This window comes from Lentimicrobiaceae bacterium, from assembly GCA_020636745.1.
Classification (GTDB): domain Bacteria; phylum Bacteroidota; class Bacteroidia; order Bacteroidales; family Lentimicrobiaceae; genus Lentimicrobium.
This window is the reverse complement of record JACJXH010000004.1, coordinates 229483-250302: the sequence shown is the minus strand read 5'-3', so window position 1 is coordinate 250302 and position 20820 is coordinate 229483. Positions and strand designations below refer to the sequence as shown.

Annotated in this window: 20 protein-coding genes; 7 read left to right on the top strand and 13 right to left on the bottom strand. The window is 42.5% G+C overall.

Annotated features, from left to right (window positions below; all coding sequences use genetic code 11):
• Positions 1 to 98 precede the first annotated feature (98 nt).
• The 3 genes from H6541_08350 to H6541_08340 all read left to right on the top strand — a co-directional run bounded on the left by H6541_08350 (position 99) and on the right by H6541_08340 (position 2980).
• Positions 99 to 1997, top strand: coding sequence for a sensor histidine kinase (locus H6541_08350; protein MCB9015790.1), 1899 nt, complete (start codon positions 99 to 101; stop codon positions 1995 to 1997).
• A 9-nt stretch (positions 1998 to 2006) separates the two neighbouring features.
• Positions 2007 to 2624 carry a response regulator transcription factor gene (locus tag H6541_08345; protein MCB9015789.1) on the top strand — a complete coding sequence of 206 codons (618 nt, stop codon included), beginning with the start codon at positions 2007 to 2009 and terminating at the stop codon, positions 2622 to 2624.
• Positions 2625 to 2770: 146 nt separating this feature from the next.
• On the top strand, positions 2771 to 2980 hold the full coding sequence (locus H6541_08340; GenBank protein MCB9015788.1) for a TOBE domain-containing protein: 210 nt from the start codon (positions 2771 to 2773) through the stop codon (positions 2978 to 2980).
• A gap of 58 nt (positions 2981 to 3038) precedes the next feature.
• Here the strand turns inward: H6541_08340 and fabD are convergent, their stop codons facing one another.
• The 4 genes from fabD to H6541_08320 all read right to left on the bottom strand — a co-directional run bounded on the left by fabD (position 3039) and on the right by H6541_08320 (position 7075).
• Positions 3039 to 3914: an ACP S-malonyltransferase gene (gene fabD, locus H6541_08335; GenBank protein MCB9015787.1), complete on the bottom strand. Its 876-nt coding sequence runs from the start codon at positions 3912 to 3914 to the stop codon at positions 3039 to 3041.
• Between the two features lie 98 nt (positions 3915 to 4012).
• Positions 4013 to 5989 (bottom strand): asparagine synthase (glutamine-hydrolyzing), encoded by a 1977-nt coding sequence (gene asnB / locus H6541_08330; GenBank protein MCB9015786.1) that lies wholly within the window; start codon positions 5987 to 5989, stop codon positions 4013 to 4015.
• Positions 5990 to 6002: 13 nt separating this feature from the next.
• Entirely contained in the window at positions 6003 to 6254 is a 252-nt protein-coding gene (locus H6541_08325) for an acyl carrier protein (protein ID MCB9015785.1), read from the bottom strand.
• A 38-nt stretch (positions 6255 to 6292) separates the two neighbouring features.
• Positions 6293 to 7075 (bottom strand): hypothetical protein, encoded by a 783-nt coding sequence (locus H6541_08320; GenBank protein ID MCB9015784.1) that lies wholly within the window; start codon positions 7073 to 7075, stop codon positions 6293 to 6295.
• 139 nt (positions 7076 to 7214) lie between these two features.
• Between H6541_08320 and H6541_08315 the strand changes: the two genes are divergently transcribed.
• Together H6541_08315 and H6541_08310 are read left to right on the top strand one after the other, a co-directional pair.
• On the top strand, positions 7215 to 8654 hold the full coding sequence (locus H6541_08315) for an MBOAT family protein (protein MCB9015783.1): 1440 nt from the start codon (positions 7215 to 7217) through the stop codon (positions 8652 to 8654).
• Positions 8655 to 8667: 13 nt separating this feature from the next.
• Positions 8668 to 9603, top strand: a complete 936-nt coding sequence (locus tag H6541_08310) for a hypothetical protein (protein ID MCB9015782.1) — start codon at positions 8668 to 8670, stop codon at positions 9601 to 9603.
• Between the two features lie 14 nt (positions 9604 to 9617).
• On the opposite strand, the gene H6541_08305 is transcribed toward H6541_08310, so the two are convergent.
• From H6541_08305 to H6541_08265, 9 genes are all read right to left on the bottom strand, one after another.
• Complete coding sequence (locus H6541_08305) at positions 9618 to 11081, bottom strand: AMP-binding protein (GenBank protein ID MCB9015781.1); 1464 nt, start codon at positions 11079 to 11081, stop codon at positions 9618 to 9620.
• A gap of 13 nt (positions 11082 to 11094) precedes the next feature.
• Positions 11095 to 12075, bottom strand: a complete 981-nt coding sequence (nadE, locus tag H6541_08300; protein MCB9015780.1) for an NAD(+) synthase — start codon at positions 12073 to 12075, stop codon at positions 11095 to 11097.
• 161 nt (positions 12076 to 12236) lie between these two features.
• Positions 12237 to 12890, bottom strand: a complete 654-nt coding sequence (locus tag H6541_08295; protein ID MCB9015779.1) for an HD domain-containing protein — start codon at positions 12888 to 12890, stop codon at positions 12237 to 12239.
• A gap of 68 nt (positions 12891 to 12958) precedes the next feature.
• The gene (locus H6541_08290) at positions 12959 to 13813 is read right to left on the bottom strand and encodes a GNAT family N-acetyltransferase (GenBank protein ID MCB9015778.1); all 855 of its coding nucleotides are present in this window, start codon (positions 13811 to 13813) and stop codon (positions 12959 to 12961) included.
• A 123-nt stretch (positions 13814 to 13936) separates the two neighbouring features.
• Positions 13937 to 14554 carry a GTP cyclohydrolase I FolE gene (gene folE, locus H6541_08285; GenBank protein ID MCB9015777.1) on the bottom strand — a complete coding sequence of 206 codons (618 nt, stop codon included), beginning with the start codon at positions 14552 to 14554 and terminating at the stop codon, positions 13937 to 13939.
• A 57-nt stretch (positions 14555 to 14611) separates the two neighbouring features.
• A complete protein-coding gene (locus H6541_08280) occupies positions 14612 to 15025 on the bottom strand; it encodes a 6-carboxytetrahydropterin synthase (GenBank protein MCB9015776.1) in 414 nt (137 codons plus the stop codon).
• Positions 15026 to 15300: 275 nt separating this feature from the next.
• Complete coding sequence (locus H6541_08275; GenBank protein ID MCB9015775.1) at positions 15301 to 15510, bottom strand: acylphosphatase; 210 nt, start codon at positions 15508 to 15510, stop codon at positions 15301 to 15303.
• Between the two features lie 423 nt (positions 15511 to 15933).
• Positions 15934 to 16524, bottom strand: coding sequence for an aminotransferase class IV (locus H6541_08270; protein MCB9015774.1), 591 nt, complete (start codon positions 16522 to 16524; stop codon positions 15934 to 15936).
• A complete protein-coding gene (locus tag H6541_08265; protein ID MCB9015773.1) occupies positions 16517 to 17494 on the bottom strand; it encodes an aminodeoxychorismate synthase component I in 978 nt (325 codons plus the stop codon). The genes H6541_08270 and H6541_08265 overlap by 8 nt, the downstream gene beginning before the upstream one ends.
• 152 nt (positions 17495 to 17646) lie before the next feature.
• On the opposite strand from H6541_08265, the gene H6541_08260 reads away from it, so the two are divergent.
• A complete protein-coding gene (locus tag H6541_08260) occupies positions 17647 to 18219 on the top strand; it encodes an aminodeoxychorismate/anthranilate synthase component II (protein MCB9015772.1) in 573 nt (190 codons plus the stop codon).
• 204 nt (positions 18220 to 18423) lie between these two features.
• Positions 18424 to 20430 (top strand): thioredoxin domain-containing protein, encoded by a 2007-nt coding sequence (locus tag H6541_08255; protein ID MCB9015771.1) that lies wholly within the window; start codon positions 18424 to 18426, stop codon positions 20428 to 20430.
• Positions 20431 to 20820 lie beyond the last annotated feature (390 nt).

The following is a 20820-nucleotide window of genomic DNA, read 5'->3' as shown; positions in this document are numbered from 1 at the left end:
TGATTAATACATTTGCATGAAATCTATTTGTTGAAAAGCTCACATGATAAAAGTTTGGGTTTAATTAATTTTTGTACCTTATGATAAGTGTCAGGTGGATGACTGGACTGTTTGGGATTTGCTTTTTTCTTTTATTCCCGGTTAATGTTTTTTCAGACAATTATGCAGATTCTCTGCAGAAGGAGATTAAACTGAAAAGAGGAGAAGCTAAGTTCAAGGTGTATAATAACCTGTATGATTATTATGAAAGTAATGATCAGCAGAAAGCATATAAAGTAGCCATGCAACAGCTCGACTTTGGCAAAAAATCAAAAAACAAAAACTGGGAAGGTGGTGCATATGCAAATCTTGGCTCTTTGTATTTGTCAAGAGGGATGGCTGATAGTGCCGGTTATTATTTTACCGAGTCTTATAAAAAATACACAGAAGCAGGGAATACAGATGCCACCATGAATCAGTTATGTAATATAAGTACGGCCTGCAGGCTCACCTTCAGGTTTGAGGAGGCTTTGGCAAAGCTCCAGAAAGTGCTTGATTATTATACGGAGCGAAAGGATGATTTCAGGATTGCACAGACGCTGGCCAATATGGGTGCCATTTATAATGAAATGGGCAATAACAACAAGCATGATGAATACATGAAAAAGGCGCTTGAAATTCAGTACCGGCTTCCGGTTGACCGGTCGAGAGGAATCAGTCTCATCAACCTTTGCCTGAGCTTTTCGTCGCGCAAGCAATATGGCGATGCTTTTATTTATGGCAAAGAGGCTGTTGATGTTTTCAGGCAATTGAAAGACCCGTTTTTTACCGGAGCTTGCCTGGTGCGTGCCGGAAGTGCTGCCCTGGGAATGAACGATGATGCTGTAGCATTGAAATATGCTCAGGAAGCTTATGAAATAAGCATCCAAACCAGTAACGACTACCTTAAAGCGGAAGCCCTGCGCTTACTTGCTGATTATTATATGAAGCACAGTAACTTCGCAAAAGCCCGTGAAGTGGCTTATGAAGCATATGCACTTGCAGATACTTCAAATAAATCAGACATGATTTATCATTACGATTTGCTTACTACCTTAAGCATTCATGCCGGCGACAAAAAGAATGCGCTAAAGTTTTATGCAGCCTATGTAAAGCTAAAAAATGAAGCACAGGAGGTGGAGTTCAGGGATAAAATATCGGAAATGGAAGTTAAATATGAGAGTGAAAAGAAAGAACTCCTTATCAACAATCTGAAAAACAGGCAGAAATTGCAATGGATTGCTATTTTGTCAGGCAGTTTGGTTTTTCTGATTGTAATTTTGTTGCTGATGCTACGGCAAAAAAGTATAAAGCAACGCCGTTTACTGGCTGAGCAGAAGGTGAAACATCTTGAGCAGGAAAAGCTAACTATTGCCACACAATCGGTGCTTGATGGCGAAACGGCTGAGCGGAGCCGACTGGCCCGCGATTTGCACGATGGGCTGGGGGGAATGTTATCGGCTGTAAAACTTAATCTGTTTGATGTAAAAAACGGGGTGATGCTTGATGGAGATGATGTGCTTAAATTTAACAGGGTGGTAAGTTTGCTGGATGAATCAATGCAGGAGCTCAGGCGTGTTGCTCATAACATGATGCCGGAATCGCTGTCGCGATACGGGCTTAAGGTTGCCCTTAATGATTTTTGTAGCCATGTTCCCCATCTGAAATTTCATTTCTTTGGCGAGGAAAGCAGGCTGGAACCCCGGCTTGAAGTCATGATTTACCGCACCATTCATGAATTGGTAAACAATGCCCTGAAACACTCGTCAGCTGATGTGATTAATGTACAGTTGGTGCAGCAGCGTGATTCTGTAACCCTAACAGTTCAGGATAATGGCAAAGGTTTTAATCCTGAAATTGCAGGAACGGGAAACGGGCTGACTAATATCCGAAACCGGGCCGAAATGTTCAGAGGAACCGTGGACATTGTATCTGCGCCGGGTAAGGGAACTGAAGTAAGTGTGAGTTTTATGGTATAAGATGGCATTATGAAGCAAATTAAAGTTGTTATAGTTGACGACCACAAAATGGTTGTAGAGGGCTTGCGCAAACTCATTGATGAGTCGCAGGTAGCTATTGTTTGTGATGTAGCCTATACTGGCCGCGATGTATTTGCTGTCATTGGCCGCTGCTCACCCGATGTTTTGCTTCTCGATATTAACCTGCCTGATGCCAACGGGTTAGACCTGTGCAAAGAGATAAAAGCCCTGTTTCCTGAATTGAAAATTGTTGCGCTTACCAGTTATACTGATTATTCTGTGGTGAAACGTATGATGGCCAATGGAGCTTCGGGTTATGTAATTAAAAATGCCATGCCCGATGAAATATTGATGAGTATTGAAACCGTATATAAAAATCAGGTGTTTCTGTGCGAAGAGATTGATATAATGATGAACCGGCGTGGAGAATCACAGGTTTGGCTTACCAATCGCGAAACCGAATTACTCAGGCTTATTGTAGATGGTTACACCAATCCCGAAATTGCTGAACGTATGTTTCTGGGCGTGGAAACTGTGAACAGCTATCGTAAAAATCTGCTCTGCAAGCTGGGCGCCCGCAATACAGCCATGCTGGTTAAAATAGCCATGGAAAGAATGTTGGTATAAGCCGGTTATCATGGCAAAAGTAATCGTTGTTTTATCTCCACATCAGCATTTATTTGTTGGCAAAATAGTGAATCAGCAACTTCTCATGCATGAATGAACTTTCTGATTTCTTAGGTGTTAAATTTTCGTTGATAAAAGAAATAATCATGAAAATTAGTGCACGCAATCAGATTAAAGGCATTATCCGCGAAATTAAGCCGGGTATTGTTACAGCCAAGCTTACCCTCGATATAGGAAATGATAATTTATTGAGCTCGGTAATTACAATGGATAGCATCGAAGACCTTAATTTAAAGGTGGGCGATGAAGTTTTTGCCATTATCAAGTCTACCGAAGTGATGATTGGAAAGCAATAGAATTAGACAAAAAAAGCCGGTAAATGTACCGGCTTTTTTTGTTTTATGAGCTTGTAAATCAGGCGCTGATAGCTTCAGTGCCCGGGGCAATTTTTTTAACCAGGCCCTGAAGTACTGTTCCGGGGCCAACTTCAACAAATAAGTTTCCACCGTCAGCTACCATGTTTTGAACGCTTTGTGTCCAGCGTACAGGCGCTGTGAGCTGGGCTACAAGATTCTCGCGAATTTGAGCAGGGTCAGTTACAGGTTTTCCGGTAACATTTTGGTAAACAGGGCATATTGGCGCGCTAAAGTTAGTGGCATTGATGGCTGCAGCAAGTTCAACTCTTGCGGGCTCCATTAAGGGAGAGTGAAAAGCGCCGCCCACTTTTAAGGGAAGTGCTCTTTTGGCACCGGCTGCTTTCAGCAATTCGCAGGCAGTTTCAATACCTTTCATCGAACCGCTTATTACCAATTGGCCGGGGCTGTTGTAATTTGCAGGTACTACTACATCGTCAATACCGGCAAGTACTTCTTCAACTTTTGCATCGTCAAGTCCCAGAATAGCTGCCATGGTTGAAGGTTCGGCCTCACAGGCTTTTTGCATAGCCATGGCTCTGGCATACACCAGTTTAAGCCCGTCTTCAAAAGAAAGGGCGCCTGCAGCAACAAGTGCTGAAAATTCACCAAGTGAGTGGCCGGCTGTCATGTCAGGTTTGAAATCTTCTCCCAGGGTTTTGGCCAGTATTACTGAGTGCAGAAAAATAGCAGGTTGAGTAACCCTTGTCTGGCGAAGATCTTCGTCGGTGCCTGCAAACATCAAATCGGTAATCCGGAAACCTAGAATATCATTAGCTTTTTCAAATAGTTCTTTTGCTAATGCATTGCTGTCATATAGGTCTTTTCCCATACCCACAAACTGGGCGCCCTGTCCGGGGAATACGTATGCTTTCATGCTTTTTAGTTTTCGTTTATGATGAAGCGGCAAAGGTACAAAATACATTTAATGCTTTTGCATGGGCTTAATGGGCTGCAATACAGTGGTTTGGTGATTTATTCGATGGTAACCGTCAGATTAGCCGGGCGGACGTCGGGCGAAACCAGTATGTTGTTTGTAATAAAGAAATGATGTAACAGCTGGGTGGAGATGATGCCGGATAATGCCATATTTTCAACTTCTGTCGCGTTTTTACATTTGCATATTTTATTGATGAGCTGCGAGGTTTTGGCCGGGTCGAAATACCCGAAATTGTTGATTGATGTTGAATTCAACATTTCACTGATGTATTCCGGTGTGGGCCGGGAGGTAAAACATGGTGAAACCGGAGCCCGGTATGCCTGTTTGCGGCGATTGAGCACCGAATCAGGGATTTTTTGCTTCATCATCTTTTTAAGGATAAATTTTTCGGTTAAACAGTTAAGCTTGTAATTGTCGGGGAGTGTGGCTGCATATTCAATCAGCCGGTGGTCAAGAAAAGGATAACGGCCTTCTACTGAATTGGCCATTGACATGCGATCTCCCTGCGACGAAAGCAGGTAACCCGACATGAAAATGGAGGATTCAAGATATTGTGATTTGCCCAAATCACTCAGATGGGTGAAGTTTTCCGCCATGTTCTGTGCTATTTCGTCAACAGGCTCATACTTTTCAAGTTGGTTGACGATGTGTGAAGCAAAATAGTGCTGTATTCTTGAGGTATTGTGCCACCGGATTAAATGGGAGTAGTATGGGTTATCAGTTTCATTCAGCCTGAAGCCGAAAAACATTTTAAGAAAGGCCGGTCGGGCTTCTTTTAGTGCGGGTAAATAATGATAAAGCCTTCCCAGTAATAATGGCCTGATGTCAGATTGAGGGTTCCGTGCCCAAAAACGTCTGATTTTATCTTCTTTAAAGATGTTATATCCGGCCAGTATCTCGTCAGCGCCTTCACCGGTAATAACCACTTTGATGTTATGTTGCCTGACGCTTTTTGACAGAAGATACAATGGGGTGGGTCCTGTTCGCAAAATTGGAAATTCAGCATGCCTGATGGTGTGAGGAAAGTTTTCGCCAATTTCAGCTGAAGTGCAGGTGTTTAAAGTGTGCTGAGTGTTGAAAAATGAGGCAACTTCCTGTTGATAATTGGTTTCATCGAACTCAGCCTCTTTAAAACCTATGGAGAAAGTGTGCAACATGGCCGGACTTAGTTCGTGAATAAGTGCTGTGGTTATGCTTGAATCAAGTCCGCCACTCAAATATGCGGCAACTTCCACATCGGCTCTGAGCCTGATTTTGACCGAATCTTTTAAAAGTCTGAGAAGCTCTTCGCTGGCTGTTTCAAAAGGTATTGAGCTGTCGGATTTCTTTTGCGTAAAAGGCAGATTCCAGTACCTGTGCTGGGAAGTGCCCTTGTTGTTAATTGTCATAAAATGGCCGGGTGGTAATTCAAAAATCTGCTCAAAAGGAGTATAAGGCGTAATGGTGGTCCAGAAGGTAAAAATCTGAGCTAAAGCCTTGTGATTGATTTTCCTGTCTACATAAGGCAGCTGAAAAATGCCTTTTATCTCAGAGCAAAAAATGAAGTTACTGCTTGTTTGAGTGTAAAACAAAGGTCTGATTCCAAGCCTGTCGCGTGCCAGAAAAAGTTCAGATTTTTTGTTGTCCCAAATGGCGATAGAAAACTGGCCGTTAAATTGCTGTAAGCAAGAGGGCCCCCACTGGATATAGGCTTTCAAAACAACTTCGGTGTCAGATTGTGTTGTAAACTGAATTCCGAGTTTTTCGAGTTTATGTCTGATTTCGGGGAAGTTGAAAAGTTCCCCGTTATATACTATCCTGTATTGACCGTTATTTGCGGCCATGGGCTGTTGCCCTGAAAATATGTCAATGATGCTCAGGCGTACATGGCCCAGTCCGATTTTTTGATTCAGATAAATTCCGCTTTCATCCGGCCCCCTGTGGCGAATGGCAGCCAGCATTGAGATGAGTTGCTGCTCGGCAGGCGTGTGCTCTCCCGATTCATTATTGAAAATACCTGCGATGCCGCACATGGAATGGCTTGGTTTAGTTAAGTTTACTGCTGATAAATCCTGCCATAGCATCAATAGATTCAAAGTTCGATTCAAGCAATTCAGCATCAGATGCTTTAATTTTAAATCGCTCTTCAATGAAGTTTATCAGAGCCAGGAATCCCAGTGAATCAAAAATACCTTCCTCAAAAATGAGGGTTTCGTATTTAACCTTTTCGGGAGGGTAAAGTGATGTTTCAGCAATAAAGGTCCTCAGGCTTTCTTTTACTTCAGCAAGGGTTATCATGTTTCTTTGTGATTTGATGTTACAATAAGAGCCTGGCGTTATGGGGTTTGGCCGGTCAGACTGGTATGCCGGCCGTTGGTTTCTATAATGTCAACAATCCTTTTGCAAAAGAGAGCAGATGCCGTTTCTGCAAATGCACTGCCCGGATGTGAATCGTTGATGCCTGTTGCATATGCCGGTTTCAGATAAAGTCCGCCTTCTGTTTCAAGGGTGTAAAAATCCCATAGGTAGATGTTGTCGTTTTCGAGATCCCATTCATTGATTATCCAGTTTGTAAATTCGCGTGTTCGGCGGGCTTCATCTGATGTTGTTTGTGCCTCAACCAGTGCGGGAGGCGTCCATAAAAGAAATTTTGTTTCCGGAAATTCGAGCATTTTTTTCCTCAATGCCAGATATTGCGCTTTGTAATTGGCCAGTGTTTTTATAGGCGATTCGATATCAGCAGTATCGGGGCCTGCTGCGATGTTTCCAACCGGAAAGCAGTGTTTAAATATGATGAGATTGTATTTGCTGGCGAGTGTTTCAAGTGTGGGTTCATTCTTAAAATCTTTATTGCCGGCATGCTTAACCCAAATGTTGTAATAGTCATAGGGGTAATTATTCCATCCGTAAGGCGATGCTTTGGGGAAATTTTGCGCTGATATCTGGTAAAGGGTGTTGTGGGCTTTGTTATATTCATGAAACCATTGAGGAACGGCATCGTCAAAGCCAAACAGATGTTTGAATTTTGTCATGATGGTTTGCCTGCCTTTCCAGATGATGTTGCCTGTGCTGTGATGCAGAAATATAATCTTGCAGGTGTCAGATACAGCGGGCGAAATGCCCTGATTTTTACATCCCGGCGATAAAAATGCCATTGAAATGAGTGCAATAGCAAATAATAAAGCTATATTTGTTCTGGTTGACAAAACAGTTGAAATAAAGTTTGAAATAATTGTGTTTAATTCTTAAATTGAACCTGTGTTATTTAACTCATTTCATTTTCTGGTTTTTCTTACAGCCTCTTCTGTAGCTTTTTATAGTGTGGCAGAGCGCTATAAACAACTAGTGATATTTTTATTCAGCGTAGTTTTTATTGCTGCCATATCCTCAAAGTTAGTGATTTTTACGCTGATTTTCACTATCCTGAATTATATTCTTGGCATATTTCTGGAAAAAAAGTTGCATTCGCCTTACCGGCTTTTAATCTTCAGGCTTTCGGTCATGGCCAATGCCGGGCTGCTCGTTTTTTTTAAATATTATGGATTTTTGGCCGATAATTTAAATTCACTTTTTGGCGGATTTAATGCCGGACTGAGCTTTCCTCATCTGAATGTGCTGCTTCCTGTCGGCATTTCATATTACACATTTCAGGTGATTGGTTACCTTGTAAGAATCAACAGGGCGGCTGGTCTTGCTGAGCACAATTTTATACATTTTGCCAATTATCTGATTTTTTTTCCAAAGTTTATCTCAGGCCCTATTGAACGGTCCCAGCGATTTTTTCCTCAACTTAACAAAAAAACTACGTTTGTTCCCGATGAAATTTCAAAAGGTTTGCGGTTGTTTCTCCTGGGGATGTTTAAAAAAGTTGTGATTGCAAACAATCTGGCTGGCCCGGTAGTGGCTGCTTATGATCATATTAACACATTTCCGCAAGGCGCGTTTGTGTTTGTTTTTATAATTCAGGCGATTCATTTGTATTGCGATTTTTCGGGATATACCGATATGGCGCTCGGCATGGCGCGGATTTTTGGAATCAAACTGACTGATAATTTCAACAGGCCGTTTCTTGCGTGCAGTGTTTCAGAGTTCTGGCGCCGCTGGCACATCTCCCTCTCTTCATGGTGTAACGATTTTGTATTTCTGCCTTTTATTATTCAGTACCGCCGGTTGGGGAATGTGGCCAATGTTGCAGGAATTTTTCTCACCTTTTTTATTATTGGTGTATGGCATGGCGCCAACTGGACATTTGTGGTGCTCGGGTTGTTGCAGGGTGTGGCCATCAGTGCTGAGTTTGCCTCCAAACGTAAACGAGTTATGTTTGCTCAAAAATTTAACCCGCAACTGGTTGTGTTGCTGAGCCGGATTTATACTTTCCTGTTTTTTTGCTTTACATTGGTGTTCTTTAACGCCCGCAATATGAGTGATGCATGGTATTTTATCAGTCACTTGTTTGTCTTGCCTGACCTTTCTCAATTAAGCACGGTATTGATAGAGCTGCCTGCGCGGGTTTATATGGCGGTGTGTTTTTATTTAATCCTGTTTGTGTTTGAATTGTATCAGGAAAACGGGGCAGACACCGGCTGGCTTTTTCAACGGATGCCCCGTTTGGTAAGATGGGCTGGCTATTATATCATGTTAGCTTTTATTTTCTTTTATAGTTCGGCCGGCGATACATTTATTTATCTGAAATTTTAAGCTCTAAGTTGAAATGATGAAAAACTATTTGCTGAAAATCGTGCTGTTCGGATTGCCGGTTATGGTTTTTCCATTGCTTGTTTTGCTTATCGACCCATATAATTTTGTAAACGCCTTTCATGTGGTGAATGATAGCGATAAGTACAAGGTAATTCAACGTTGCGATGAAAGCAGCCCGAGAGGAAATTTGCTATGGAAAATGATCTGCTACAAACGGCAGCCTCTGCCCTGTATTATTATTGGCGATTCACAGGGAAAAGATATCCGGACTGATTTAATCGCTGATATTACTGGCGAAACTTACAGCAATTTGTGTGTTCCCGGGGCGAGTTACAATACCATGTTTGATCTGTTCTGGTTTGCGGCTGCGCAAACTGATTTGAAAAAAGCGTGGTTTCAGGTATCTTTTATGAATTTTAACACACAGCGTTCCTATAATTTATTCTGTGCGGCCGACAAATTCATGAAATACCCTTACCTTTATTTTACGACAAAAGAAATTTATGTGGATGCATTTTATAATGTTGCCTGGGCTGTTACACGCAATCCTCAGTTGATTTCGAAATCATACGAGTTTCTGCCTGAAAATAAAATGGAGGAGTTGTCCCGCTCCAGACTTCATCTCTTTTTTGATTCTTATTCCTATCCTGATAATTTTGTTGAAGAATTTCGGAAAGTAAGTCAATACTGTGATAAACAGGGAATAGAGCTTAATTTTATTATACTTCCCGTGTACGTTGAGGTGGATAATTATCTGGAAAAAGTTGGACTCGACGAGGAAAGAGCGCAGTTTAAAAGCGACATCAAGGCGTTGGGCCATACCATTGATCTTGATAGTGAATCCCCGCTGAAAAATTCACGGTTGAATTTTTTCGACTATTTCCATCCTAAAAAAGCCGTGATGGATTCACTTACTATTGAAGTGTGGAGCAATTGTGTTTTGCAGTAAGCTGGGCCGTGTTTTCAGTATTTCGATTTTTTGCCGGATGAATTAAACATGAGTTGTGCTGTAAAGGTGATTTTTTGCGGCACTTTATATGATGCGAGGCTTTGGGCGCAATGTTGCCTGATTTTGTCTGCACTGAACTGGTTTATTTCGGAGTCGTTTACATAAACAATGGCCGAGATGGATTCCCCTTCGGTTTCGCTGCTGTCGGCATACACGGTGCAATCTATCACGCCAGGGTAGTTTACAATGACGGCTTCTATTTCTTTGGGGCTAACCCTGATGCCTCTGACTTTGATAATTTCGCGGGTTCTTGATTGTAAATAGATATACCCATCCTCGTCGACAGTGGCCAGGTCGCCGGTATGCAGCCATCCGTCTCTTAAGGTGGCTTTAGTTGCTTCATTGTCATTTAAGTAGCCAATCATGATATTGTCGCCTTTGGCCATTATCTCTCCTGTTTCACCGGGGGTTACTGCTATGCCGTTTTCGTTCACCACTTTGAGCTCTACTCCCGGAATGCCACGCCCTATGGAGCCTGATTTACGTTGAATTTCACCTGGCGGAAGATATGATAACCTTGCCGTAGCTTCAGTCTGGCCATACATTACGTAGAAATTAATATCAGGAAAGGCTGTTGTAAACTCCTTAATAAAAGCTGTATGCAGTTTCCCGCCAGCCTGGGTTACATATCTGAGCGAAGGAAATGCAGTTTTCTTAAATTCTTTTGTTTTGCGCAAAAGTATCTGAAAATGGCTGGGCACGCCTGCAAAACCTGTGCAATTGTATTTGTTTAAATCATCAATTACACCTCCCAGGAAAATAAAATGGTTGTTCAGGTGCATCGAGCCTCCAACCCGCAAATGAGTGTGCATCAACGAAAGTCCGTAGCAATAAAAAAATGGCATGACCACTTCTATTGTGTCGGTTTTGTCAAGTTTGAGGTATTCGAGTATGGAGTGAGTGTTGGCTATAATGTTTTTATGTGTGATGATTACTCCCTTTTGTTCGCCCGTTGAGCCGGATGTAAAGATTATTTCTGCTGTGCGGTTTTCGTCAAAAATATGTTTTGTGTCATCGCTGGTTTTATGTTTTTGCCTTTCCGATCTTATTTCGGGTATTGGGTTGTTGTAAATAATCAGGTCCAAACCTGAGAATTTTGATGCATATCGTTGGCTGACAAAGGCTATGGAAGCGCCTGTTTTGATTTGAACTTTCCTGAAATTTTCAGGTTCAATGGCCGGGTTTAGTGGAACGCAAATGTTGCCTGATTTTAGAATAGCCAGGTAGATGGTGATGAAAAAAACGGAGTTGTCGCTTATGAGGAGAATATAGTTGTTTTCTCCATGCATGTGGTTTAGTTGCAGGGCGGTTGTTAATGCGTTGTATCTTAATGTTTTGTATGAAACACGCTCTTTGCCAACCACTGCATCATGGTTTGAATTCCCCGATAATTCGAAAAAATAATCAAAGGCATTCATTGGTGTGTTATTTTTATGAGAAATAGGCCGGGTAAGCCCTCAGGTATCCGGTTGTTCGTTTCTTTCGGGCAAAGTTTTTGTAAACCGATGCGACTTCTTCAGGCGTTTTTTCAAGAATTAATCCTACTTCTGTTGGTGAATAGTCGTTTTCAAAACCATACCACAGTAAATCCATTTCTTCAAAAGGAAGCTGGTAAAAAAATTCTTCCTGCGTTTGTTCGGCGCTGTAAGTGTCGGTGGTGGGAGTGCGGTCGATAATTTCCCGGGGAATTCCAAGCTGGCGGGCAAGTTGGTATACCTGCGTTTTATAAAGAGCCGCCAGTGGATACATGTCAGCAGCGCCATCGCCATATTTTACAAAAAAGCCCTGTGCAATTTCATGTTTATTGGCTGTCCCCAGCACGCTGTAGTGCATTTTTTCGGCGTAGTAATACAACATCGCCATTCTGCTCCGCTGCTTGAAATTTGATGCGGCTACAATCTGAAGGTATTCATTAAGCGGAATGATTTTATGCTGCTGTTCCCCTGATTTTTTTATTACAGTAAGGGAAAAAACAGGGGGCAGGTTTTGATTAAGCCCTGATTGGTTGATGCCAATTTTGGATTTATCGGTTGCCGGATTAAACTCAGGAAATATTTTTTTTATGGCCTCATCTCGTCTCTGGTAGCAGTGAAAGCCTTCCAGTGCGGCCGTTATTTCTTCGGTTGCGGTTTCAACGCCCAATTGCCCGGCAAGTTTTTCGGCAAGAATGCAGCTTTCAGGATTCGAGTCTTTTTCGGGCATCATAATGCCCAAAACATGTTCCGGACTAATGGCTCTTACGGCCAATGCCAGTGTTACCGATGAGTCAATGCCTCCGCTAAGCCCCAATACAGCGCCTCTTCGCTTATTGTTGTAATATATTTCCTCTCTCATCAATGCACACAAGTGGCTGATGGTTGCTTCAATGTCGTTGATTTGAAGTATATCTTTCGAAAATGGCATTTTTTCCATGCGATATATAAGAAAATATTTGTGTTATAACAAATATAATAAATTGTGTTGCAAATAGCTACAAAACCAGTCCTGAAGTTTAACAGGTGGTTTGTTTTTTATTTCAGCCTGAATCCGGATGGATAATTAGTGTGATGCAGCTTAATATATGATGACGGAAGTTATTGCTGACCTTCCCATTCTTTGTAAAAAGTGTCGAGGTAAAGTATCATAAAATCATGCCTTTGTTGCGCCATCTTTTTGCCTGTTTCTGTGTTCATCAGGTCTTTTAGCAGCAACAGCTTTTCGTAAAAATGATTAATGGAAGGAGCTGTACTGTTTTTGTATGCTTCCTTACTCATGTTCATGTCGGGTTTTATTTCAGGGTTATAAATCTCCCGGTTTTTATGGCCACCATAGTTGAATGTGCGGGCAATGCCAATGGCTCCCAGCGCATCAAGGCGGTCGGCGTCCTGCACTACGTCAAGTTCGGCCGATTTAAAATGTTGTTGCTCTTTACCTCCCTTAAATGAAATGTTTTCAATCATTTTTTGTACGTGAATAATCGTTTCGGCCGGAATGCCTATGGAGGTCAGGAAGTTTCCGGCCATGCGCGGTCCTATAGTTTCATCGCCATTGTGAAATTTTGAATCAGCAATATCATGCAAGAGTGCGCCAAGTTCAACAGTCAATGTGTCGACGTTTTCTGAAGCAGCGATTTGCCGGGCTGTTTTCCATACCCTGTAAATATGCCACCAGTCATGACCGCCCTCGGCTCCATGAAGCGTTTGTTGTACAAAATCGGAAGTTTGCTGAATGATGGCTGCCTTGTTCATTATGGGCTTTAGTTGATTGGTGCTTAATCAGTTAAATGGTGTGTTGTTAAAAGGGGGTATTCTGATATTCAGAGTTTACAAATCATTTCAAACTGGCTTCCGGCCGGACTGAGTCCCAGGTGTTGCAGAAATCCGTTGATGGATGTGCAATCTTTTACAGTGTTGATAATTTTTATGGTTTCAAAGTTGTTGATCAGCAGAAGCTCTTTCAGAATGGCGGTTGCAATGCCCTGGCGGCGAAAGTTTTTGTCAACGGCAAGTTGTGTAATGTCGCCGGTTGAAGGGTCTGATATTCCATAGCCTGCAAGCTGTTCGTGATGGTATGCTCCGATGAACCTGAAATCCTGCGGTCTTCTGCTGATTGATTCAAAACTGTTTTGCCATGAAGGGTGAAAGTCATGGAAAGGAGTCAATGTGTCAGGGTCGGGTATTAAGCTGCTTTTGAGTATAAAAGATTGAGCTTTGGGGCCTGGATTGGGTTTTACCGAATCGGCTTTTGTGCTGAAATATTGGAATTCTCTGATGGTTTCAAAGCCCATGCTGCGGTATAAGGGAACCGCCTTGAAATTATCTTGTAATACCTCAAGCAGATATTGGTTGATGCCTGCTGCTTTCAGGGCAGGTTTTGATTCCAGGAAAATGCGGCGGGCAAGACCTTGCCCTCTGAAGTCAGGAACAGTGCCGGTTCCGGTGTCGTAGGCTGTTTTTACGCCCTGGTAAAGTCCGGTTCCGTTCAGGGTAAAGCTTACCAATTCTCCGTCGGCAAATGCCCCAAAGGATAATTCAGGACAGAACCCTCTGCGCTCAATCAGTTGAGTGAATGATGCAAAGTTGAGTGAGATGGCGCTGTAGTCGAAAAATGCCTTGCTGAATGCGCCGTAAATGATGTCTGTGGGTAAATTTGCCAGATTTTTTATTTCCATGAGCTGTTGTTTTGAGTAAGTGGTTTGCTTTCAATTGCACCTCAAAAATAGCAGTTTCATTTTAAATAAAAAACAGCAGAATGTGAAGCGACATCCTGCTGTTTTTAAAGCTCATGGCTGTTTTCAGTGAAGCTTTGAGCCAATCAGGTGAATGAACTCAGCCCGGGTTTTGTCAACCAGAAACGCCCCTGTAAAATCAGAGGTAGTGGTTACCGAATTTTGCTTTTGAATGCCACGCATGCTCATGCACATGTGCTGTGCTTCAATAACCACTGCTACACCAAGAGGTTTTAAGGTGTTCTGAATGCATTCTTTAATCTGGGTTGTCAGCCGTTCCTGTACCTGAAGCCTTCGTGCAAAGGCGTCAACAACCCGTGGAATCTTGCTCAGTCCCACAATATGGCCATTCGGAATATAAGCTACATGGGCTCTTCCAAAAAAAGGTATCATGTGGTGCTCGCACATCGAGTATACTTCAATGTCTTTCACCAATACCATTTGACGGTAGTCTTCTTTAAACATGGCCGATTTTAGTATTTCTTCCGGTTTTAAATCATAACCGTGTGTAAGAAACTGCATGGCTTTGGCCACACGCTCAGGTGTTTTTTCCAAGCCTTCACGGTTAGGATCTTCGCCAATAAGCTTCAGAATTTCATGATAATGTGTCGCCAGTTTTTTAATGGTTTTCACATTATATAAATCCCGCTTTTGGTATCCGTCTTTTATCTGATAATCATCCATCATGTTTTCGATGATCATGTCTTTTACAATTTCACTACTCATGTCGTTGTTCTTTTGTTAGTTTCCGTAGTACTCCACAAAGTTTCGTTCAGTTTCGAAGAGCTTTACGCAATGAAGCAAGGCTCCTGCAGCTGCAACCGGCGCTTCCAGCTGTTCCCAGATGGCAATGGCCAGATTTTCTGATGAGGCCAGTTTGCCTGCCATAAAGTCAACTTCCAGATTTACATTTTTATGGTCAAGCTTATTGACAACCAACTCGTTGATTATTCTGCTCAATTCCTTTAAATTGATTAAGAAGCCGGTTTCAGGGTCAACGTTTCCCTTAACAGTAACAAACAATTCATAGTTATGACCGTGCCAGTTTGGGTTTGAGCATTTGCCAAATACTTCAAGGTTCTTTTCGTCGCTGAAGTCTGACCTGTACAGCCGGTGAGCTGCATTAAAGTGTTCCTTTCGGGTAATATAAATCATATAACTGATATTCTTGATCAAAGTTAAACTTTATTCTGTTTGGAAAAGCCGGGTTGAGTTTTTTTTATTTGTTTAACATTTGCATTTAAATATTAAACATCGTTCGGGGGCAATTGTTCCCGTAATGTCATCTTTTTATAAAATAATGGCGCATTTTGATAAATATTTTAAATAGAGAGGTGCGGGTTTTGCTGATAACGGAGCAAATCACAGTTGCCTGAGCCGGCAATCTATGCTGATTCAGGATGGGCATTTCAATTGTACTGGCACTCAGGTTAATTTTCCAGGATGTCAAACTTTTGGTAATTCCCGGTTGATGCTTCTGATATGCTCATAGATGTTACTTTGCATGAGGGAAGTCCTTTTCTGCACCATTCTAAAAAAGTGTTCAAATTGGGCTCTTCTCCTTCAGCATGTATCATGATGCTGTGATCGGAATTGTATTTTACAAATCCTCTTACCTTGACTTCTGATGCTTTTTGCATTGTAAAAAACCTGAAACCGGTTCTGTGCAGATGCCCTCATAGCTGAATCTCTACTGCTTTTATTGCCATAATTTTTATAATGATAGTTTATTTTGTAAGGCTAATCTGAAGTTATTCGAAATAATATGAATGCAATGGTTGTAGTTTAAATCTTTAGGTTGTTTGTTTACTGGCTATATTCCTTCTGCAAACTGTGCTTTCATGGTTTTTAGTCATGATGATTATTGGTTTTGGCATATTGCCAGATGTTGTTATGGCTGGTAAAAGTATTAAATTGTCGGATGTGTTTTGAATTTAAATTAAAATAAAATGGAATAATTAATTTATATCCAAAGTGATATTATGTAAAAAATTGTATGTGTTTTTTTGGGTGCGTGCAATAGGGGTGAAGGTGTAAAGAGGCCAGGGCCTGATAAATGCTTTTTATTTGCTGATATTTTCTGTTTTGCTTGCAGCGATTTCGTCTGCACACCGAAGGGCATTGATTAGTTTGAAGGCTGTGAACTGAGATAAATCGGCAGGTGATATATCGGCTTCAGAGATCAACCCCTGATCAAGCATTCGTGCCCTGCAGGTGCCGGCAAGCAAGGGTGTTGACGGGGTAAACCATGCTTTTCCGTCCCAGAAAATTATGTTGGCAAAGGATGTTTCGGTAATTTTGCCATGTTTGACAATGAGAATGTCGTCGGCTCCTTGGCGTAGTGAGAACAGATGATTTAACCGGGTTCTGTCAGAGAATTTGAGCGAATAATCTATCTGATTGTCATCAATCAGCTTCAGGTGATTAATTTCCTTTACCCGGTAAGGGCTGAACTCTGTTTTCGTGATTTTTTCACTGTAGTCAACCCTGCATCGGAAATGTCCTGTCATGGCATGGGCAGGGATGGAAAGCTCGTTGGCCAGGAGAATGCAGCTTCTTTTCCCGCTTAGTTTTTGCCATGAGGCTTCCAGTCTTTGCTGATGCCAGTCAAGATTTTCAGCAACTCCGTTGCGAATGCTAATTGTTTCAAACAAAAGGGACATATACTTTGTCAATCATTTCCTGATATTCACTTTCGGCTTTGCTGTTTATGGTAATACCTCCGCCGCTGCGAAAGTAAATTTGCCCATTTTGCTGTTCAATATAGCGAATCATGACGCCTGAATCGAGGCAGCTGCCGTCAAATATACCGAATACTCCTGTGTAATATCCGCGATGGCCGGTCTCGGCCTGATGTATTATTTCAACGGTTTTCTTTTTGGGGGCTCCTGAAATGGAACCAGCGGGCAGCAGGGCTTGCATGAGGCTGCCAATATCAGATTGCCAGTTGTGCGGTAATTTCCCGTAAATTTCAGAACTTGCCTGTAAAAGTCGTTTTTGGTTGGTTTGTATTTCTTCCAGGTATCTGAAACGCCTGACTCTTACTTCCCGGGATATCATGCTCAAATCGTTGCGAATCAGGTCTACAATTGTGTGGTGTTCTGCCATTTCTTTGGCATCTGACAGCAATTGGCGGGCTGCCTCGGGTAACGAAGCATCTATTGTGCCCTTCATCGGAAAACTGCTGATGGTGTTTCCCTCCATGCGTACAAAACTTTCAGGTGAGAATACGGTAAATTCATCTCTGAAAAGAAGTTTATAAGGTGCATGGCTCTCATGATAAATGTCGGTGAGGCCGCGGTTGATGCGGATGGGGGTTTGAAAAGTAAGGTTAAGCAGGTAAGAGTTTCCGAACTGTAATCCGGCCATTGCCTGGTTAAAAGCTTTTAAGTAAGTGCTGAAGTTTACCGGATATTTTTCAAACTCAACAGGGGGCAAAGGCCTTTTAATCTCTTTTGTTGAGTTGCTTATCCCTCTGATATTGTAAAAAATGCCCGCTTTCCCGGCTTCCGAAAGTGGAAGCAATATCGGGGAAATTTCGTCAAAATCAATGATAAACAGAAATGGAGTTCCTTTGGCGCCGTAGTGGTTCATTGTTTCATATACCGAAGAAGCTGACTGCATTTTTCTGTTTTTTACTGAACTGCGAAATTACAAAAAACAGGAACGCTATCTTTGCAGCCCGTTACATCATGCCGGTATGCTCTTTTTTCGACGTCCGGAATCTGACATTGCCGTTTAACCCAATTCTTGATCGGTTCATCAACCTGTTTTGTATGAAAATACTGCTTCTTGATAATTATGATTCGTTTACCTTCAACCTCAGGCAATTGCTGTATGAAGCCGGAAGCCAGCATTTGACAGTTATTCAGAACGACAGGATTGGGGTGGATGAAGCCGCTGAATATGATGCTTTTGTAATTTCGCCCGGTCCGGGTTTACCTGCCGAAGCAGGCATAACCAGTAAGCTGATAAAGCATTATGCCGGCAAAAAAAGGATACTCGGGGTTTGTCTTGGTATGCAGGCTATTGCTGAGGCTTTTGGAGGTTTCTTATATCAGCCGGGCGATATTCTGCACGGCGAAGCTGTTGATGTTAAACCTGCTGAACCAATTGATGTTTTGTTTCAGGGTTTGGAGCATGGTTTTAAGGCAGGTCTTTATCATAGCTGGGCTGTTGATGCAAACTCACTGCCTGCCTGTCTGCAGCCCACTGCTTTCGATAGACGGGGAGTTATCATGGCCCTGCGTCATCGCGAATTTGATATTTGTGGTGTACAGTTTCATCCTGAATCGGTTATGACTCCTGGGGGTGCCCAAATGCTGAGTAATTGGTTGGATAAAGTGTAATTGCCTGATTTTAAATTTTGTAACCAGTCTTGTTGTTTTGTTTAAACACAAAGCCTTTTGTGTTGTTTACTTGTTTTCAACTTCAAGCATGAAGTGTAGGTGAGGACGAAAAGGCTGATAGGTAATATTCATGCGCAATGTCAGCTTTTGGTTCCTGTTCCCGATGTATTTCAGTTTATGATAACGTAACTTTTTCAGATAGCTATGCCTAACCGACTTATAAATGAATCAAGCCCTTATTTGCTTCAGCATGCCAACAATCCGGTTGACTGGTTTCCTTATGGCGAGGAAGCATTTGCGGTTGCCCGCTCCGGTAATAAGCCTTTGCTCATCAGTATTGGCTATTCTGCTTGTCACTGGTGTCATGTAATGGAACATGAGAGTTTCAGCAATCCCTCCATTGCTGATTTGATGAACCGGTATTTTGTGTGTGTTAAGGTTGACCGTGAAGAACGTCCTGATGTGGATCAGATGTACATGGCGGCAGTGCAACTGTTGCATGGGAACGGGGGCTGGCCGCTGAATTGTTTTGCGCTTCCCGATGGACGGCCATTTTGGGGCGGAACATATTTCAGGCCTCAGCAATGGTCTGATTTACTTGAGCAAATTCATGGCTTTTTTCAAAATAGTTTTGCTGATTTGGAGAGTCAGGCTCAGCGCCTCTGTCGTGGAATTGCAGGTGCAGGTCTGGTTGAAATGCCGCAGGAAACAAGCCCTTTTTCACCTGACTTGTTAAAATCAGTTTATGACAGGCTCTCTGTTAGTTTTGATACTGAGACGGGAGGAATGGTTGGTGCACCCAAATTTCCCATGCCTGTTGTGTGGCAGTTTGTATTGCACTATCACAGGCTCAGCCATTTACCTGAAGCGATTCATCAGGTAAAAACCACACTTTTGCGTATGGCTATGGGGGGTATTTTTGATCAGATTGGAGGCGGCTTTGCCCGATATAGCACCGATGCCTTATGGAAAGTGCCTCATTTTGAAAAAATGCTCTATGACAATGCACAGTTAACCAGCCTGTATGCCAATGCTTACAAAGCTACCGGTGATAAGTCTTTTCTGGATATTGCAGGACGTATCATTCACTTTGTTCTGCGCGAGCTTACTGCTGAACAGGGCGCGTTTTATGCATCTGTTGATGCCGATAGTGAAGGCGTGGAAGGTTTGTTTTATCTGTGGAACCGGAAGCAGATGGAAGAAGTGTTGCCTGAATATGCCGGGCTCATTGCTGATTACTGGGGAATTGATAATGAAGGTAAATGGGAGAACGGGATGAGTATACCACTCAGGCCTTTGTCTGATGCTGTTTTCGCTTCAAGGCAGCACCTCTCAGAAGAAGAGCTCCGGCAACTGGTGCTTATGTCGTCATCTGCTTTGCTCAAAGTGCGTAACCAACGTCAACGCCCTGCTACCGATACCAAAATACTGACTTCGTGGAATGCAATGATGGTAAAGGGTTTGGTTGATGCTGTGAAAGCCGGCGCCAATCCAATATGGCAGGAAGCAGCTGTAAAAGCCGGTGAATTTATTTTTGAAAAGCTTGCACTTAACGGGCAAAAGCTGTTCCGCTCGTATAACCATGGAAGTCCGGCTATCGATGGTTTTCTTGATGATTATGCTTTTACAGCTGATGCTTTTATTGCCTTGTATCAGATTACCTTTGATGAAAAATGGCTTTTCAGGGCAGGGCAACTGGTAGAGCAGGCCGAGGCGTTGTTCTCTGATAACAGCCTTCCGCTTTACTGGTTTTCAGGTGAAGGTTTGAACAATGCTGAAGCGCCTGTTGTAAGAATGATGGAAACTACTGACGGTGTAGAACCTTCGGCTAATGCTGTGATGGCGGGTGTTTTACTGGCTCTGGCTCATTATTTTGATAATCAGGCGTTTCATGATAAGGCTGTCCGTATGATGGTGAATATGCAGGAACGCATGCTTCAGCAACCTTCGGCTTACGCCTGTTGGGCTTCTCAGGCCGCGGTTCTTGCTTCCGGAAATACCTCATTGGTTATCAGCGGGCCCGATGCTTTGAAAAATGCCCTGCTTATTAACCGGCGCTATTATCCCGGTGTGATCATTGCTGCTGCTGACAATCAATCAGCACTGCCTGTTTTCAGCGGCAGATTTAAATCAGGCCAGAATCTTATTTTTAAATGTCGCAACAATACCTGCGAGGCGCCGGTAAGTTCAGTGGTTGATTTGATTATGTAGGCTCATTTGCCCTGTTAGCTATGTATGGATGGCTATCGGTTAAGAATCATAACTCTTGTTTTTATCGGGTTTGCTCCTGAATGATTCATGGTTTTTTTGCCCGTTTATCGCTGGTTTATTGCTTTGCAAGTGCAGTTTGGCTGAAACTGTTGTAAAATCAGTATTTTAACCCATTGATTTTGTGCTATTCAATTGCTATCTTTGTGTTCTTGTCCGGCAAAGTTTATTCTTTTCATGTCCTTATCCTACTCTCTGACCCGTGGATATTTATCCGCGCCATTTCACACCCCCTGCAGAGGATAAAAAATGACTCCGGATAATTGGCCTTGTTTTTAAGGTTTCATTTATAGCTGCATATAACATTTCATGTCAATAGCCTGGCTTGGTTAG